The organism is Bacillus sp. XF8 (genome assembly GCF_017498755.1).
In the GTDB taxonomy this organism is placed as follows: domain Bacteria; phylum Bacillota; class Bacilli; order Bacillales; family Bacillaceae_G; genus Bacillus_A; species Bacillus_A bingmayongensis.
Genome location: NZ_JAGDQK010000044.1, coordinates 37193 through 51653, shown reverse-complemented (window position 1 = coordinate 51653; position 14461 = coordinate 37193). Strand labels below are relative to the sequence as shown.

Below are 14461 nucleotides of genomic sequence, written 5' to 3'. Positions count from 1 at the left end.
CACCACTGGAGCCATTGGCATCAATTAAACAATCGATTGGATATTCGTACACATCATTTCTATCAGTTATATGATGTAAATCAGCCAAAAGAGGCATTACAAATTGAGCGATTAGACTTATTTGAAAGTGAAAAGAAAAAACTGGAAAAACTGTTTGCATAATAAAAAAAGAGCCCCTTGTCCCAGTCTCTTACGCTTGGCACCAGAGCAGATAACAGGTCTAGGAACTGGATGCATGGCATGGTGTTCTTCGTCTCGATATAGGAAGAAAGTAGCTGTACCTTTTCTGTTTTCCTCGGAAGAGAGAAAGAGGTCGTCTTGCATAAGGACACTACTGAATTTCTATATCGTTGTATCCTCTTTGTTGAACGAGAGGAAGTGTTTTTGTTTGGGCAGAAACATATGAATCCCTCACCTCAAGCTCGTATAGAGGTAGGTGGGGGTAGTTCAATAAAGGAGGAACAAATCATATGCATCCACATTGGAATCCTCATATGAATCCCCCCAATCTCCTATCCAAACAACACTATACGAACTACCTCACCAATTTCTAATGACTCTCATTACATGATGCAACGAATGGCAAACCTTGAAAATCAATTAGCAAAATTGATTTCATTAATCGAAGAAAATAATCAATTAATAAAAGCGATGGAACAACAACAAAATCAAGTATGTGCACCAGCTGGAGGTTCAGTAATTGTGCGTATGTAACCCTGTTTCATTCTACACTTTCATCCAAATAAAAAACACGTATCATAATGAGTACCCTCACTTATGATGCGTGTTTCATTTCTATTTACACTCTTCTTTTCCTATGAAATCCTTGAGTGATTCGATCCAACACAATCGCAATGACTACGATAGCTAGTCCAGCTTCAAAGCCCATTCCAATGTTAACTTGTGTAACTGAACGATACACATCTACTCCAAGTCCTGGTGCACCTACAAGTGAAGCTGTAACAACCATCGATAAAGATAGCATAATGCTTTGATTTACGCCGGCCATAATTGTTCCCGTTGCGAGAGGTAACTGAACTTTAAATAGCTTTTGCGATGCGGTAGAACCAAATGCATTTGCAGCTTCAATTAAGTCTTCTGGTACTTGTCTAATTCCTAAGTCTGTAAAACGAATTGTTGGCGGCATCGCAAAAATAACAGATGCGATAATACCTGGAACAACACCTACTCCGAAAAATGTAATTGCTGGAATGAGATAAACGAATGCTGGCATTGTTTGCATAAAGTCTAATGTTGGCTTTAAAATTTTTGAAAATCGTTCATTTTGAGATGCCAAAATGCCAATTGGAATCCCAACAATAATAGAAATAATAACCGATGTGAGAACAAGCGCTAATGTTTGCATCGTTTGTCCCCAGTAATTAATATTTAAAATGAATAATAAACCGATTAACGCAAAAATCACTAAAGATATTTTCCTAGTTGTGTACCAAACAAGAAAACATACGATTATGATCATTAAAAATGCGGGAATCAACGTTAATAAATTCGTAAGTAAATCAACGAAACCACCAATTACATATGAAAATCCTCTAAACAGGCCTTCAAAATGCGCATATAAACTTGCAACGAATGCATCAACCCATTCACCTAACGGAATACGCGGAATACTATTCATCGTCATTCACCTCTTCCTCGATATTTCCTGCAAGGGCTTGAATGACACTTTCTCGTTTTATTATACCTCTTAACCTTTTCTTTTCATCAATTACTGGTAATGGCAGCTTCATTTCCGCCATTTTCGCATACGTTTCTTCCAGTAGTGTATCTACATACACGTGCGGAATATCTTTTATTAACAAATCAGCAATTGGCCACTGTTTTTGAACCGCTTTACTCGCATCATCAGCTGTTAATACCCCTAAAAATTCATGCTTTTTGTTTACAACATATACGGTAGACACACCTGCATTTCTCATAATTTGTAGTGCCACGCGAGGACCTCGATCAATTAATAATGTTTCTGGTCTCTTCAGAATGGATTCAGCAGTAATTACTTTTCCTAAATTCACATCCGCAACAAACTTCTCTACGAATTCATTCGCAGGACTCATCATAATTTCTTCAGGAGTTCCGATTTGAACAATTTCTCCATCTTTCATTAATGCAATACGATCGCCAATTCGAAGCGCTTCATCTAAATCATGCGTAATAAAAATAATAGTTTTTTCCATTTTATCTTGTAGCTCTAACAATTCATCCTGCATTTCTTTTCGAATAAGTGGGTCTAATGCGCTAAATGACTCGTCCATGAGAAGAACATCTGGATTATTTGTCAGAGCTCTCGCAATCCCAACGCGTTGCTGCATACCACCGCTCAATTGTCCTGGAAAGCTATCTTTATGGTGATCTAATCCTACTAATTTAAGCGATTCCAAAGCCTTTGCTTCTCTTTCTTCTACCGGAACCCCTTGTATTTCTAAACCATAGGCAACGTTTTGCAAAACCGTACGATGAGGAAATAACGCAAACTTTTGAAAAACCATACTCATTTTCGTTCTTCTGACTTTCCTAAGTGCTTCTTTCCCCATCGTTGCGATGTCTTCTCCGTCTATGTATATATGGCCTGCTGTCGGTTTTATTAGTTGGTTTAACATTCGAACTAAAGTGGACTTCCCACTCCCTGATAATCCCATAATCACAAATATTTCTCCTGTATATACTTCAAACGTTGCTTTTTTCACCCCAACGTTCATTCCTGTTTCTTTTAATATTTCTGATTTACTTTTTCCTTCTTTTAATAAGGCAACTGCTCTTTGAGGATTTTTTCCAAATACTTTTGTTACGTTTTCAACACGTACTTTTGTATTTTCCATAAAACGACTCCTTTTCTGCCTATCTATTCACATAGTGTAGCGATTTTAAACAGAAATATTACATAGAAATGACATTAATATGCTTTTTTTAAAATTCTCGTATCCGTTCATAATAAGAAGGTTCACTTATACATTTATTTGTATACGCAATCTCTTCTATTTAAAGAATTATAAATGCACTATTGATAAAACGGGAGGATTCCAATGAGACGAAAAATATGGCTTATATGCATTTTGTTATTTATCAGTATGATTATTACCTCTTGTAATGCAACAAATGCTAATACAAAAGGGAAAATTAAACTCGGTGTAACAAGTTGGAAAGAAAATATTGCAACCGCAAATATGTGGAAAGTTTTATTAGAACAAAAAGGCTATAAAGTTGAACTCATGTATTTAGAAAAAGCGGCAATTTGGACAGGTGTAGCCCGCGGCGATGTTGATGCAAATTTAGAAGTATGGCTCCCAGTTACCGATAAACCCTTAAATGATCGGTATAAAAATGACATTGTCTTAAAGTCGAAATGGTATGAAGGAACTGGACTTGGTTTAGTCGTTCCTTCTTATATGAAAGATATTAACAGTATTGAGGATTTAAATACTCATAAGGATGAATTAAATAATAAGATTATCGGTATTGAACCTGGTAGTAGCCTTATGAATTTAACCGATAAAGCAATGAAAGAATATGATATCAAGCTAAAACTTGTCCAATCTTCAGAAGCGGCAATGATGAGTGAGTTAAAAAAAGCTTATACGCAAAAGAAACCAATCGCTGTTACGCTTTGGAATCCACACTGGGGCTTTTCAGAATTTGATTTAAAATATTTAAAAGACCCTAAGAAAGTATATGGTGAAAAAGACGACATTTATTACTCTGTACGAAAAGGTTTTGAAAAAGATTATCCGGAAATTGTGAAATACTTCGATAAATGGAAAATGACTGATGAACAGCTTGGTACATTGATGGTGATGTTAAATAAAACGAAGGACCCTGAAGAAGCTGCTCGAAAATGGATTAAAAAGAACCAGGCATTAGTAGATCAGTGGATAAAAGACTAATTTCTCATACAAAAATAGACCAGAGAAGATAATAGTCTCTGGTCTATTTTACATTATTTTTTCTCAATAACAGCATCAACGATACCATATGTTTTCGCTTCTTCCGCTGTCATAAAGTAATCTCTTTCTGTATCATGCGCTACTTTTTCAATTGGCTGACCTGTTCGATCCGATATAATTTTGTTAATATCATGTTTTAACTTTAATATTCGTTTTGCGGTTATTTCAATCTCCGTCGCTTGCCCTTTCACTCCGCCAAGCGGCTGATGAATCATGATTTCACTATTTGGAAGTGCAAACCTTTTTCCTTTTGCTCCAGCGAGTAACAATAATGCTCCAAATGACGCTGCAAATCCCATACAGAGGGTTTGAACATCTGGCTTAATAAGATTCATCGTATCCAATATCGCAAATCCTGCTGTAGTTGAACCACCTGGGCTATTAATATATAGAAAGATGTCTTTCTCCGCATCTTCTGCTTCTAAAAATAATAACTGTGCCACTACACTACTTGCTACTTGATCATTAATTTCCGATCCAATCATAACAATACGGTCTTTTAACAGTCTTGAATATATATCATAGGAGCGCTCTCCTAGCTTTGTTTGTTCTACAACATACGGAATTGCATTCATAAAAATCCCTCCATCTACTTTTTAAGCTGCGCATAACATCAAGCCGTAATAAGAAGGGTTTTTCGTATTGAATAATAGCACTGGTTGCTTAGATGATAGGTGTGTAAATTGGATTGATGGAAGTAATTGTGTTAACAACTCTGGTTTCTGTTCACTTATAGCCGTGACTACTACCTCGACATCATCTTCTTGTCCGGCTAATTCAATACTCTCTTCTTCACTTACCGTTTTCAACCTATTTCGACTACGAAACAGCGAAGCCTTCACTGCACCTTCTGATATTGAACATATCTCCGCAATATCAGATAAACTATATTGAAAAACATCTTTTAATAAGAAGATGACGGATTGCTGTACATTTAATGAAGACAAAATTTTCTCCACCATCTCATGCAAATCAGCAATTTTTTCGTGTGGTTCTTCAAATGTAATCTCCTGCTCTAATTTCTTCTTAGCTGATTTTACTTTCACCTGATCTAGCCATTGATTTCGAGCGATTTTATACAAAAGCGTCATACAGATATCTTTATCTACATATTTTTGAAGTACTTTGCAAATCGTTTCTTGGGCAAGGTCTTCTCCGTCCCATTTGCTTTTTGTTAAAAACGTACAGTACCTTTTTAACTCCGCATAATTTTCAATAATAAAGTTTATATTTGAATAATTCATATCGATATGATTTCTTAAAACTCGAGTTACTTTTGTGCACAAAATAACCACTCCTTTTCAGCGCTTACTTAATAAACGATTTTACTGTGAAAAAAGTTACGGGTTTAATAAAAAATTTTTAGAACGTTTATGATTATTAAAGTAGGGTCATAAATATGTTATGTAGAATTTTACATGAGGAGGCAACAATATGCCAAAATTAACCGTTCTAGGTAGCGGAACATTTGATGTAAAAGAAGGAACAAAGTTAGTACTAGCACTTGAGGATAATGGTATTCACATTCTCCACCGCTGCGGCGGGAAAGCACGTTGTACCACTTGCCGTGTAGAAATTGTAGACGGAGATTTTTGCGAGCCTACACATGTTGAAAAGAATGCGATTACTGAAAAAGGAATTGAAGATCATTTACGATTGTCGTGTCAAATGCACGTACATACTGATTTAACCGTTCGTCCCATATTAACAGTTGAAAACTCCGGATTAGATGCTGGACCACGACCAGCAGAATGAAAAGGAAAAACGATGACGGAATTAAAACGCTTAGCTGGTGAACATGCTGCTGACTTCATAAAGGATGGAATGAAAATCGGCCTTGGCACTGGTTCCACTGTATATTGGACGATACAAAAATTAGGACAGCTAGTCAACGAAGGATTATCTATTCAAGCTGTGCCAACATCAATAGAAACTAAACAATTGGCACAACAACTATCTATCCCTTTAATCTCTTTAGGTGACATAGATTATCTTGATCTCACCATTGATGGCGCAGATGAGATTAGCCCCGACGTGCAGTTAATTAAAGGTGGCGGTGGTGCCCTTCTTCGTGAAAAGATAGTTGCTATGTCTTCTCAGAAACTTATCATAATCGCTGATGAATCGAAACTTGTAATGGACTTAGGTACCTTTCCTCTCCCTATTGAAATCGTACCGTTCGCATGGGAACAAACTGCAAAACGAATTCAATCATTTGGGTGCCAGACGATTTTACGTATCCAAAACAATCAACCATTTATAACAGACAACGGAAATATGATCTTAGATTGTGTTTTTCCAAACCAAATAACCAAGCCAACCGAAATTCATCAGCAGTTAAAAATGATAACCGGCGTGATTGAAACTGGTTTATTTATTAATATGGTAGATACAGCGATTATCGCAACAGAAAAAGGCATAAAAGAATTATAATCATTTTCTAATAATCAAAAGGCTGATTCTAATCATTTAACATGTTTTAGGTCAGCCTTTTACACTTAATAATTTCGTTTGTTCCCTTTCTTTACATATTCCCAATCTACTTCAACATTTTTTCTAGCTCTGTGTAGTAACTGAAACAATGTATCAATTTCCTCTTTAGAAAATCCTTCTAATGCAGCGTGATGAGAATATTCTTCCTCCCTCTTTAAAAGTGGATATAGTTGTTCCCCTTTTTTCGTTGGGAATAAATTTTTATTCTTTTTATTTTCTGCGTCACTTCTCTTTTCAATCAAACCTTGCTTTTCTAATTTTTGAATCGCGCGTGCGGCTGTTGTTCGATCCACTTTAATGAATTCCGCTAACTTTTCTTGAATAATACCCGGATTTTCACAAATACGAACAAGGTATAAGTATTGCCCTTTTGAAAGGTCCATTTCTTTAAATTCTATATTACTAATAGAATCTAAACACCTCGCAATCATTCCAATTTCTCGAAGTATTTCTTTCATCTTTCCTACACCTCAAAACATTTTGTTGTATTTACAACAAAATCATTATATCATACATTATGTATACACATCACCTTTATATTCACATCATACCAGAAAGGATTGAATAAGTTGGAATCAAAACAAATAAAAGAAATAACTGATTTAGAAACTGCCTTTCAAATTCGAAAAGAAGTATTTGTCAAAGAGCAAGGTGTTCCTCTCGAAGATGAATTTGATACATTTGATACAATAAGCGATGCATGTCATCATATTTTAGTTTATTTTAATGAAATACCTGTAGGGACGGGGCGCATTAGATTCGTTGATAACATCGGTAAACTAGAAAGAATCTGCATTTTACAACCTTATCGCAAATATGGTTTAGGAAAAGTGATTATCCAAACATTAGAAGAAATTGCTTTAGAAAAAGAAATCTCTAAAGTCAAATTACACGGCCAAACACATGCAGAAGGATTTTACAATAAACTAGGCTATCAAACTTCTTCAGACGTATTTATGGAAGACGGTATTCCACATATTCTTATGACAAAAGACCTCTCTGTAAAAAAATCTATTAAATCATAAAACAAAATCCCCTTTCCACGATCATGAAAAGGGGATTTTGAAATTATATCTTTATACTTCTCTTACACTTTTTTCATGGCTTTCTTTTTGTTACTATTCAATAGAACATTTTTTCATTTAACTTTAATAGTTCAGTTACTTCTATTTCTCAAGAAAAACAAATTCACAGAACATACCAATTCCAATTCCAATCGTATAAGCCAATAAATCACTCCACAAAAAGCCATACCCTAATACAAGCCCACCTAAAGTCGTTGCTCGAATACTATCAATCCATTCTGCATGATATAATTGACTGATTTCAATCCCATAGCAAAATAGTAAACTTATGAATGCTACCTTTTTGGTTTCCATCTTATTGAAAAGAAATCCAAAACCAATAAAGATCATTAGTGCCCACAGCGCATCCCCTAAATAAGCATTTAATAAATCTGGTAAAGTATACGCAAACTTTCTTGATCCCAAACCTAAGATGATTACTGTTATTGTTAATACCGCATACAGTATTCTATTTCGTTTATAACTCATTCTTAAATCCTCTCTTATCACAACAAACTTTTTACAAAACCTGTGCTTTTTTCAATATAGCCCATTCTTTTATAAAATTGATGTGCATGTTTTCTTTCCTCACAATTCCCACTATTTAAGCCAATCGAATCTGTCCCTTGTTCTAATGTCCATTTTTCTGCTGCTTTTATTAATCTCTTACCTATTCCTTGCTTTCGAAACTCTTCATCTACTACTAACGCAATAATGCGAGCGTATACTCCATCTTCAGTGTAAAACATGCCCGTATATAAACCAATCATACCAATAACACATTCATTAACTTCTGCTACTAACGTATAATACTCTAGATGAGAAAAAATATTTTGAAGTCTTATTCTCTTTTTTTCTATCGTTGTTGGATAACCAAGATGTTTCATTAATACGGTTCATTCTCAACCTTCCTCATGTAACACATTAAAATCAGTAACAAGTGAAACAATCTTCCCTTTCTCATCAATTCCCCAATAGGAAGGATAAAAACCATCACCATAACCTGAGCGGAACATAATAACATTGCTTCCTGTTTCCTCACAAACTACACAATTTCCCCAATCATCATCATGTTCAGTTAGTACGTCATCAATCAAATCATCATACAAACTAATAAATTCGTCTCCTAGTTCTTGTTGTAATCTATCTTCTATTTCTTCTAATTTATCAATTGCTTCCACATCTGCAAAACATCCTAGCCCCGTATCAACTGGGTAACCGAAAATATATCCGTCTTCCAGTTCACTTACATTCTGTCCTGGCTTTGTTGCCATCTTCCATTCTGTCACTTTTGCTTCCGATACTTTCAATTCAGCACCAGCAATTACACCATCTTCCTCGTTCCACCAATCAACAATTGGATATGTACCTGGTTGAATTTTATGTTCGAAGTGATTTTTATTAAAAATAAGAGGATCACAAGCAACCATTTTACCTGAAGTAACTTTCAAATGCTCCAATACTTCAGGACGTAAAACCTCACTATTCGGTTTAGTTAATTCATGTAGTAGCTTTGACATCATATTTCTCTTCCTTTCATTCTCTTATTAATAGACTTTACTAAATAAAGGGAAAATCGATCCATTCTCTTGTTTATGGTAAGATAGACAATATTCACATTTTATTTCATCAAAGTTTGAATATGAGGACCAAAATATTTACCGATTTTCTCAACTTCAGTCATTATACGACTAATCCCTCTTTCAGATAAAAACCAATTTCCTTTCGTAATTCCATACCTGTCCACTACTGGTGCAACGAAAAATTCCGTTTCTTTTGGAAATTCGGTTTGATAACATAATAATGCTCGACGAGAATGCCCTGCTTTACAGACAATTATCACTTTGTTAGGATATATGCCTGTTTTGTGTAAAACTTCCAATGATAAACGTGCATTTTCCAAAGTATGTTGTGCTTTATCCTCCTTGAAAATGGCTTCTTCAGGCACTCCGTTCGCAATACCAATATTTCTTAAAAAATCCCATTCAGTCGTTCCTACGTGTGGTTTATATCCGCCAGATGGAAGTATGTATGGTGCTAAGCCCTGTTTATACAAGGAAACAGCTCTTTCCATGAGGGGAGGGTGATTAGCACCAGGAATTAAAATTACATCTGCTGGGGCAATTTCAGTTTCAACAAAAATAAAATTAGTAATGCAATCGAATGGATAAGACATCATTTATTCCTCTCCCAAAATCTCTTTCTGTACCTTTTTCGAAAAAGATTGCAGAACTAAATTATAAGACCAATCTATCATTTTATTAATTTCCTCTTGTCCTAATCCTTTATTTATGTAAACTGTATTCCAATGCTTTTTATTCATATGATAGCCAGGAGTAATTGAATCTGGATATGCTTCTCGAATCCGCAATGCAACATTTGGATCACATTTCAATGTAATTGCTGCTTTACCCCCTTTTTCATGGTTTAAAATCGCAAATATTTTATTATGAATTCTCATACATGTTGCATTCCATCCATCTGGAGAATCTTCCGTTGCTTTTCTTTTTGAAAGACAGTGTGTACGTGTTGCTTCCAATGTTTTCTTCACCTCTTACATTTATTGATCCTCAGATTATAAGGTTACATAATATAATTATGTTATATTTCCAAACGTTTCTCTAAAAAGTGCTGACTATAACCTTTAGGGTGATCTTCAACGACCCCAAACTCCCTGTAACCATGTTTTTTATAAAATTCAGGGGCTTGAAAACTAAATGAATCAAGTAATATAAGTCTACAGTTCTTCTCTTGGGCAATTTCTTCGATTTTATTTAATAATTGACTACCATATCCTTCATGGCGTACTGACTCATCTACCCATAAGAAGTCAATATGAAGATGATAAAAATACATCGTTCCTGTTATGCCGCCAAATATTTTGCCAGCATCGTCTTTTAGTAGAAAGCTTACATGCTCTAATGGGCTTTTTACTTCATCTGGTAGTACAGATATATTGTATTGGATTACTTTATTTTTTATATACTCACTTTCATTTGGCGTGTACTGTTCGGTAATTTTCATATAATAATACTTCCTTTCCTATCAATGAAATAAGGACTAAAAGTCTCTTTTACTAAGAAGCTTTTAGTCCACACTATTTAATTATCTTTATTTTTTCTAGCCAAAATACTAACAATAACAACTTCTTCTTATATGCGAACATATTTCATTTCTTTTTCTATACACTCTTTATACAGACACCTTAAAACTTCTATTATTTTAGAATCAACTTCTTGATTCTCATAACGATTTGGTAAATCCATTCCGCCAATCACATAAAGTAATGGATTTTCATGAAATATTCCTAATATACCAATATTCATAACGGCTGTAGGCAATCCACCTGTCATATGTGCCAAGTGGTAACTTGGTATTCCCTCATAACTCCCTTGTTGTCTCACCATTCCATTTATTATTGGTTCCCATAATACTGGATTTGATTCATATCCTTGGAATATACGAATTAAAAGTTTAAGAACTTGTTTTAATTTCCCAACGTTTTTCGCATCCCTTGGGTCTTTCGTAATATAAATCTTTGAAAAAGTGCTTTGAATTCTCCTATTTACTTCTTCCCATCCCCCGCAAAAGCCCACAACAGACTGTGCAATAAAATTGTCATGACATGCAATCATTACTTCCACAGCACTTCTGAGTGTTAACACTGTTCTTCCCTGCAAATGTGGATATATTTCTTTACTATCCTCTTTATGGCTAAATGATATATTGTCGATTTTATCACTCCAACGAACCTGATTCTCTTCAACCATTTTAGCTATAGCAAACCCAATTGCAACTTTTGCTGCCGATGCTAATGGAACCAATATATCATCATTATATAAAGCGACAATATTTTGGCTTTCTGCTGAATAAACAACTATACCTACCTGACCTGATTTTATCTCCTTTATTTTCTTGATTACTTCTTCCATCTGTACGCCTCTTCTCGATTTCGTTTTATCCCTTTCAGTACTTCGATAATACGAATCAAAAGTCCTTTTATAAAACGAAAATCAGTAAGGAGTTTCTTCATTTGCCACTGATTATTTGCCCTTATCAATCATGCTTTTACAGGTAGTTGATGGCTCTTTGCTTTCACCGAATTTTGAAGGTTGGACTCTTATTTCCCGTTAATAGCGAGATAAAGTTAATAAATGTATTCTGCTATTTTTGTTCTAACTCTACTGGTAAAACGTATACTCCATTTTCTTTATGAAGCTCTACTACATTCACAACTGCATCAACATTTACAGCCCCATATATATGTGGATAATTTTGACCATTAGACGCCAACTCATATTTTATCTCCGCATCAACTAACGACGGATCAATTACAAGTAAGACTACCTCCATTTCAGTACGAAAATGCTTTTCTGCAACTTGAAGAGATTGTTCTAAAAAAGAACAATGAATAAATCCTTCTGTCGTAAGTGAGGCTTCGATTATTTCTTCTTTTGCTTTTCCTACTTCCCATTCTCTTTTTCTCATGACCTTTGTAATCATAGTCAATCCCCTTCTTCCCTATTTATAAAAAACAAGAGGACTTTCCCGCTTATTACTTGAAAATCCTCTTTAAACATCTACTATTTACTTTCATAAAATTCTTCTTGTATTCCTTGGATTAAAGGTGATACTTCTCCAGAATAGAAAATCCGTAAATCATGGAGAGCCCTCGTACATCCAACATATAATAATTTTGCATCATGCTTTGTACCTTTATAATGTACTTCATCAACATCGATAAGAAGTACCGCATCAAATTCTAAGCCTTTTGCTAAATAAACAGGTACTACTGAAATACCACCCTCATATTTACTTTGATTTGCTTCAATAACATTGACAGTGATTCCTGCAACTGTTAATTTTTCATATACGTTACGGCACTCATCATCTGTTCTTCCTATTACAGCAATCGTCTTCACATTTGCATTCTGCATATGTTGTAAAGTCTTTACAATTGCGGCAAATTGGTCGTCCGTAGAAATAACTTTTACTTTCTCACCACTACGAAAAACAGGAGTTGCAAGGCCTACTGGGATGTCCGCATTTTTAATGACTTCATTTGCAAACTCGATAATTTCTTTTGTAGAACGATAACTTCTCGTCAGTTCATAATAACCGGTTTCTTGAAATACTTCTTTAAAGTCATTCCAGTCTTCAATTCCTTGATAATCATATATTGCTTGCGATAAATCACCTAAAATTGTAAACGAGTTGCCCATTGTAATCTCTTTTAATATATGAATTTGGAATGGTGAAAAATCTTGCGCTTCATCTATTACAACATGGTGGAATTTTTGCCCGATTTCAATACCTGCCAATCGATGGTGAATATGAATAAGAGGCGCTAAATCTTCTACATACACTTCTTTTTTACGGCAATTTTTTTCGGTTTCTTGAACAAGTTCTTCAGGCAAAAGTTCCAATATTTCTTTTTGCTTCATCATCAAACTATAAAATGATAACGGACTCATTTTAGGCCAAAATTTCATATAAGCATTTAATCTCTTTGTCGCCTCTTTTTTTAGTACTTTTTTCTCGTTTGTTCCTTCAAACTTTTTAAGTTCAATCTCAATCCAGCGCTTTATCCGGCCAACTAATCTTTCTCTTCGCTTCTTTAATGGATAGTGCTTATATTCCACTTGCATCCATTTTTTGATTTCTTCCGCTGGAATGACAGCTCTATCCCATGCCTCAAAATCTTTTGTTGGTACTAAATTCTTCTCAAATTGAATCATGCTTTCTTCAATGAAAGTTTTAAACTTCATCGTTCCTTTTAATTTACCGAGCATAACCTTGTAATCATCGCGATTTATTGAAAAAGCTTCTTTCAACTTTTCTTCAGTCTGTTTCAATTTCACCGCATCATCTAATGTACGCAATACCCAATCTTGAAATGTTGTTTGCCTAATATTTCCGACGCCGAGCTCAGGAAGTACACTAGAAATATAATCTAAAAACAAACTGTTTGGTGCAAATACAATCATTCTCTCCGCCTCTAGCTGCTCACGGTATTCATAAATTAAAAAAGCAAGGCGATGTAAAGCGATTGTTGTTTTCCCGCTCCCTGCAACCCCTTGAATCAATAATGGCAAGTTCTTCTCTGCACGAATAATATCATTTTGTTCAGATTGTATCGTTGAAACGATATCTTTTAATTTATTATCTTTATTTTCACCTAACCGATATAGAAGAAAATCATCCGCAAGAGATACATCTTCACTTCCTTTTACGTATGTATCAACAACACGTTCTAGTTCTCTTTTGCGAATGGCAATGTTTCTTTTTAAATACACATCACCTTCTACTAATCCATCTGGTGAATGATAAAAAGCCGGTTCTTCACCACCGGTAAATGAATAGAACATACTCGCAACAGGTGCACGCCAGTCAATGACAATTGGTTTCATCGTTTCTTCATCTGAAACACCAACTTTACCGATATAAATCGGATTTGGCTCTAACTGTCCATCTTCCTGAAAATCTAGTCGACCAAAGTATGGTTCTTGTACACCAACACGTAAGTTTCTCCTACTTGACTCCCTCATACTTTCAAGAATTTGCTCTTTAAAATCATCCCCATAATAAACTGGAATCTTTTCTAGTCTGTCTAATTGCTCATCCATTGTAGATAAAGTTTTTTTCATTCGCTGTAATTCTTCTTCAAATATAGTACTCATTGTGATGATTCCCTCCTGTCTGTTCGAAATTTTCAGTCGAAATACAATTGTATAAAAAATACAGTTACAAAGTCAATAGGTCAAGTAAGAATTTTCTACAATATAAAAAAGGCAAAGGATTTACGACCTTGCCTTTTTGTTTATCCGCTCTATTAAATAAATTAACTATCCTATAACTAAAATCTTAACGTTTGTTTATTTAACGATGTATTCGAACAGTTGTGTAACGTCTTTATATAGTGTCAGGACATTTCATACTTCTTTT

The 14461-nt window shown here is 34.8% G+C and carries 18 protein-coding genes and 1 pseudogene; 5 read left to right on the top strand and 14 right to left on the bottom strand.

Annotated features, from left to right (window positions below; genetic code table 11):
* Nucleotides 1-470 precede the first annotated feature (470 nt).
* Nucleotides 471-714, top strand: a pseudogene (locus tag J4P91_RS24070) (hypothetical protein).
* Nucleotides 715-799: 85 nt separating this feature from the next.
* Here J4P91_RS24070 and J4P91_RS24065 read toward each other — a convergent pair.
* Complete coding sequence (locus J4P91_RS24065; protein WP_017149317.1) at nucleotides 800-1639, bottom strand: ABC transporter permease; 840 nt, start codon at nucleotides 1637-1639, stop codon at nucleotides 800-802.
* The gene (locus J4P91_RS24060) at nucleotides 1632-2837 is read right to left on the bottom strand and encodes a quaternary amine ABC transporter ATP-binding protein (protein WP_207996092.1); all 1206 of its coding nucleotides are present in this window, start codon (nucleotides 2835-2837) and stop codon (nucleotides 1632-1634) included. The genes J4P91_RS24065 and J4P91_RS24060 overlap by 8 nt, the downstream gene beginning before the upstream one ends.
* A 204-nt stretch (nucleotides 2838-3041) precedes the next feature.
* Between J4P91_RS24060 and J4P91_RS24055 the strand changes: the two genes are divergently transcribed.
* Nucleotides 3042-3899, top strand: coding sequence for a glycine betaine ABC transporter substrate-binding protein (locus J4P91_RS24055; RefSeq protein WP_207996091.1), 858 nt, complete (start codon nucleotides 3042-3044; stop codon nucleotides 3897-3899).
* 53 nt (nucleotides 3900-3952) lie between these two features.
* On the opposite strand, the gene clpP is transcribed toward J4P91_RS24055, so the two are convergent.
* Both clpP and J4P91_RS24045 read right to left on the bottom strand, forming a co-directional pair.
* Nucleotides 3953-4534 carry an ATP-dependent Clp endopeptidase proteolytic subunit ClpP gene (gene clpP / locus J4P91_RS24050; protein WP_017149314.1) on the bottom strand — a complete coding sequence of 194 codons (582 nt, stop codon included), beginning with the start codon at nucleotides 4532-4534 and terminating at the stop codon, nucleotides 3953-3955.
* 21 nt (nucleotides 4535-4555) lie between these two features.
* On the bottom strand, nucleotides 4556-5245 hold the full coding sequence (locus tag J4P91_RS24045; protein ID WP_207996090.1) for an RNA polymerase subunit sigma-70: 690 nt from the start codon (nucleotides 5243-5245) through the stop codon (nucleotides 4556-4558).
* A 148-nt stretch (nucleotides 5246-5393) separates the two neighbouring features.
* On the opposite strand from J4P91_RS24045, the gene J4P91_RS24040 reads away from it, so the two are divergent.
* Together J4P91_RS24040 and rpiA are read left to right on the top strand one after the other, a co-directional pair.
* Nucleotides 5394-5714: a 2Fe-2S iron-sulfur cluster-binding protein gene (locus tag J4P91_RS24040; RefSeq protein WP_207996089.1), complete on the top strand. Its 321-nt coding sequence runs from the start codon at nucleotides 5394-5396 to the stop codon at nucleotides 5712-5714.
* A gap of 12 nt (nucleotides 5715-5726) precedes the next feature.
* Nucleotides 5727-6392, top strand: a complete 666-nt coding sequence (gene rpiA, locus J4P91_RS24035; RefSeq protein WP_207996088.1) for a ribose 5-phosphate isomerase A — start codon at nucleotides 5727-5729, stop codon at nucleotides 6390-6392.
* A gap of 65 nt (nucleotides 6393-6457) precedes the next feature.
* Here rpiA and J4P91_RS24030 read toward each other — a convergent pair whose 3' ends face one another.
* Nucleotides 6458-6910 (bottom strand): MarR family winged helix-turn-helix transcriptional regulator, encoded by a 453-nt coding sequence (locus J4P91_RS24030; protein ID WP_207996087.1) that lies wholly within the window; start codon nucleotides 6908-6910, stop codon nucleotides 6458-6460.
* 111 nt (nucleotides 6911-7021) lie between these two features.
* On the opposite strand from J4P91_RS24030, the gene J4P91_RS24025 reads away from it, so the two are divergent.
* Nucleotides 7022-7477 (top strand): GNAT family N-acetyltransferase, encoded by a 456-nt coding sequence (locus tag J4P91_RS24025; protein WP_207996086.1) that lies wholly within the window; start codon nucleotides 7022-7024, stop codon nucleotides 7475-7477.
* Nucleotides 7478-7618: 141 nt separating this feature from the next.
* On the opposite strand, the gene J4P91_RS24020 is transcribed toward J4P91_RS24025, so the two are convergent.
* The 9 genes from J4P91_RS24020 to J4P91_RS23980 form a co-directional block, all read right to left on the bottom strand.
* Nucleotides 7619-8005 carry a ribosomal maturation YjgA family protein gene (locus J4P91_RS24020; RefSeq protein ID WP_207996085.1) on the bottom strand — a complete coding sequence of 129 codons (387 nt, stop codon included), beginning with the start codon at nucleotides 8003-8005 and terminating at the stop codon, nucleotides 7619-7621.
* Nucleotides 8006-8022: 17 nt separating this feature from the next.
* The gene (locus J4P91_RS24015) at nucleotides 8023-8403 is read right to left on the bottom strand and encodes a GNAT family N-acetyltransferase (RefSeq protein WP_207996084.1); all 381 of its coding nucleotides are present in this window, start codon (nucleotides 8401-8403) and stop codon (nucleotides 8023-8025) included.
* Nucleotides 8404-8418: 15 nt separating this feature from the next.
* Nucleotides 8419-9036 carry a DUF4241 domain-containing protein gene (locus tag J4P91_RS24010; protein WP_207996083.1) on the bottom strand — a complete coding sequence of 206 codons (618 nt, stop codon included), beginning with the start codon at nucleotides 9034-9036 and terminating at the stop codon, nucleotides 8419-8421.
* Nucleotides 9037-9137: 101 nt separating this feature from the next.
* The gene (locus tag J4P91_RS24005; RefSeq protein WP_207996095.1) at nucleotides 9138-9692 is read right to left on the bottom strand and encodes a YdcF family protein; all 555 of its coding nucleotides are present in this window, start codon (nucleotides 9690-9692) and stop codon (nucleotides 9138-9140) included.
* Between the two features lie 3 nt (nucleotides 9693-9695).
* Nucleotides 9696-10055, bottom strand: a complete 360-nt coding sequence (locus J4P91_RS24000; RefSeq protein WP_207996082.1) for an MmcQ/YjbR family DNA-binding protein — start codon at nucleotides 10053-10055, stop codon at nucleotides 9696-9698.
* Nucleotides 10056-10117: 62 nt separating this feature from the next.
* Nucleotides 10118-10540, bottom strand: a complete 423-nt coding sequence (locus J4P91_RS23995) for a GNAT family N-acetyltransferase (RefSeq protein WP_207996081.1) — start codon at nucleotides 10538-10540, stop codon at nucleotides 10118-10120.
* Nucleotides 10541-10668: 128 nt separating this feature from the next.
* A complete protein-coding gene (locus J4P91_RS23990; protein ID WP_207996080.1) occupies nucleotides 10669-11448 on the bottom strand; it encodes a serine hydrolase in 780 nt (259 codons plus the stop codon).
* 232 nt (nucleotides 11449-11680) lie between these two features.
* Nucleotides 11681-12019 (bottom strand): DUF952 domain-containing protein, encoded by a 339-nt coding sequence (locus tag J4P91_RS23985; RefSeq protein WP_207996079.1) that lies wholly within the window; start codon nucleotides 12017-12019, stop codon nucleotides 11681-11683.
* Between the two features lie 80 nt (nucleotides 12020-12099).
* Nucleotides 12100-14196 carry a HelD family protein gene (locus tag J4P91_RS23980; protein ID WP_207996078.1) on the bottom strand — a complete coding sequence of 699 codons (2097 nt, stop codon included), beginning with the start codon at nucleotides 14194-14196 and terminating at the stop codon, nucleotides 12100-12102.
* Nucleotides 14197-14461: the final 265 nt, after the last annotated feature.

Excerpts from the sequence above, each read along its gene's own strand:
- J4P91_RS24065 (WP_017149317.1), bottom strand. The coding sequence starts at position 1,639 with ATGAATAGTATTCCGCGTATTCCGTTAGGTGAATGGGTTGATGCATTC.
- J4P91_RS24060 (WP_207996092.1), bottom strand. The coding sequence starts at position 2,837 with ATGGAAAATACAAAAGTACGTGTTGAAAACGTAACAAAAGTATTTGGA.
- J4P91_RS24055 (WP_207996091.1), top strand. The coding sequence starts at position 3,042 with ATGAGACGAAAAATATGGCTTATATGCATTTTGTTATTTATCAGTATG.
- clpP (WP_017149314.1), bottom strand. The coding sequence starts at position 4,534 with ATGAATGCAATTCCGTATGTTGTAGAACAAACAAAGCTAGGAGAGCGC.
- J4P91_RS24040 (WP_207996089.1), top strand. The coding sequence starts at position 5,394 with ATGCCAAAATTAACCGTTCTAGGTAGCGGAACATTTGATGTAAAAGAA.
- rpiA (WP_207996088.1), top strand. The coding sequence starts at position 5,727 with ATGACGGAATTAAAACGCTTAGCTGGTGAACATGCTGCTGACTTCATA.
- J4P91_RS24030 (WP_207996087.1), bottom strand. The coding sequence starts at position 6,910 with ATGAAAGAAATACTTCGAGAAATTGGAATGATTGCGAGGTGTTTAGAT.
- J4P91_RS24020 (WP_207996085.1), bottom strand. The coding sequence starts at position 8,005 with ATGAGTTATAAACGAAATAGAATACTGTATGCGGTATTAACAATAACA.
- J4P91_RS24015 (WP_207996084.1), bottom strand. The coding sequence starts at position 8,403 with ATGAAACATCTTGGTTATCCAACAACGATAGAAAAAAAGAGAATAAGA.
- J4P91_RS24010 (WP_207996083.1), bottom strand. The coding sequence starts at position 9,036 with ATGTCAAAGCTACTACATGAATTAACTAAACCGAATAGTGAGGTTTTA.
- J4P91_RS24005 (WP_207996095.1), bottom strand. The coding sequence starts at position 9,692 with ATGTCTTATCCATTCGATTGCATTACTAATTTTATTTTTGTTGAAACT.
- J4P91_RS23995 (WP_207996081.1), bottom strand. The coding sequence starts at position 10,540 with ATGAAAATTACCGAACAGTACACGCCAAATGAAAGTGAGTATATAAAA.
- J4P91_RS23990 (WP_207996080.1), bottom strand. The coding sequence starts at position 11,448 with ATGGAAGAAGTAATCAAGAAAATAAAGGAGATAAAATCAGGTCAGGTA.
- J4P91_RS23985 (WP_207996079.1), bottom strand. The coding sequence starts at position 12,019 with ATGATTACAAAGGTCATGAGAAAAAGAGAATGGGAAGTAGGAAAAGCA.
- J4P91_RS23980 (WP_207996078.1), bottom strand. The coding sequence starts at position 14,196 with ATGAGTACTATATTTGAAGAAGAATTACAGCGAATGAAAAAAACTTTA.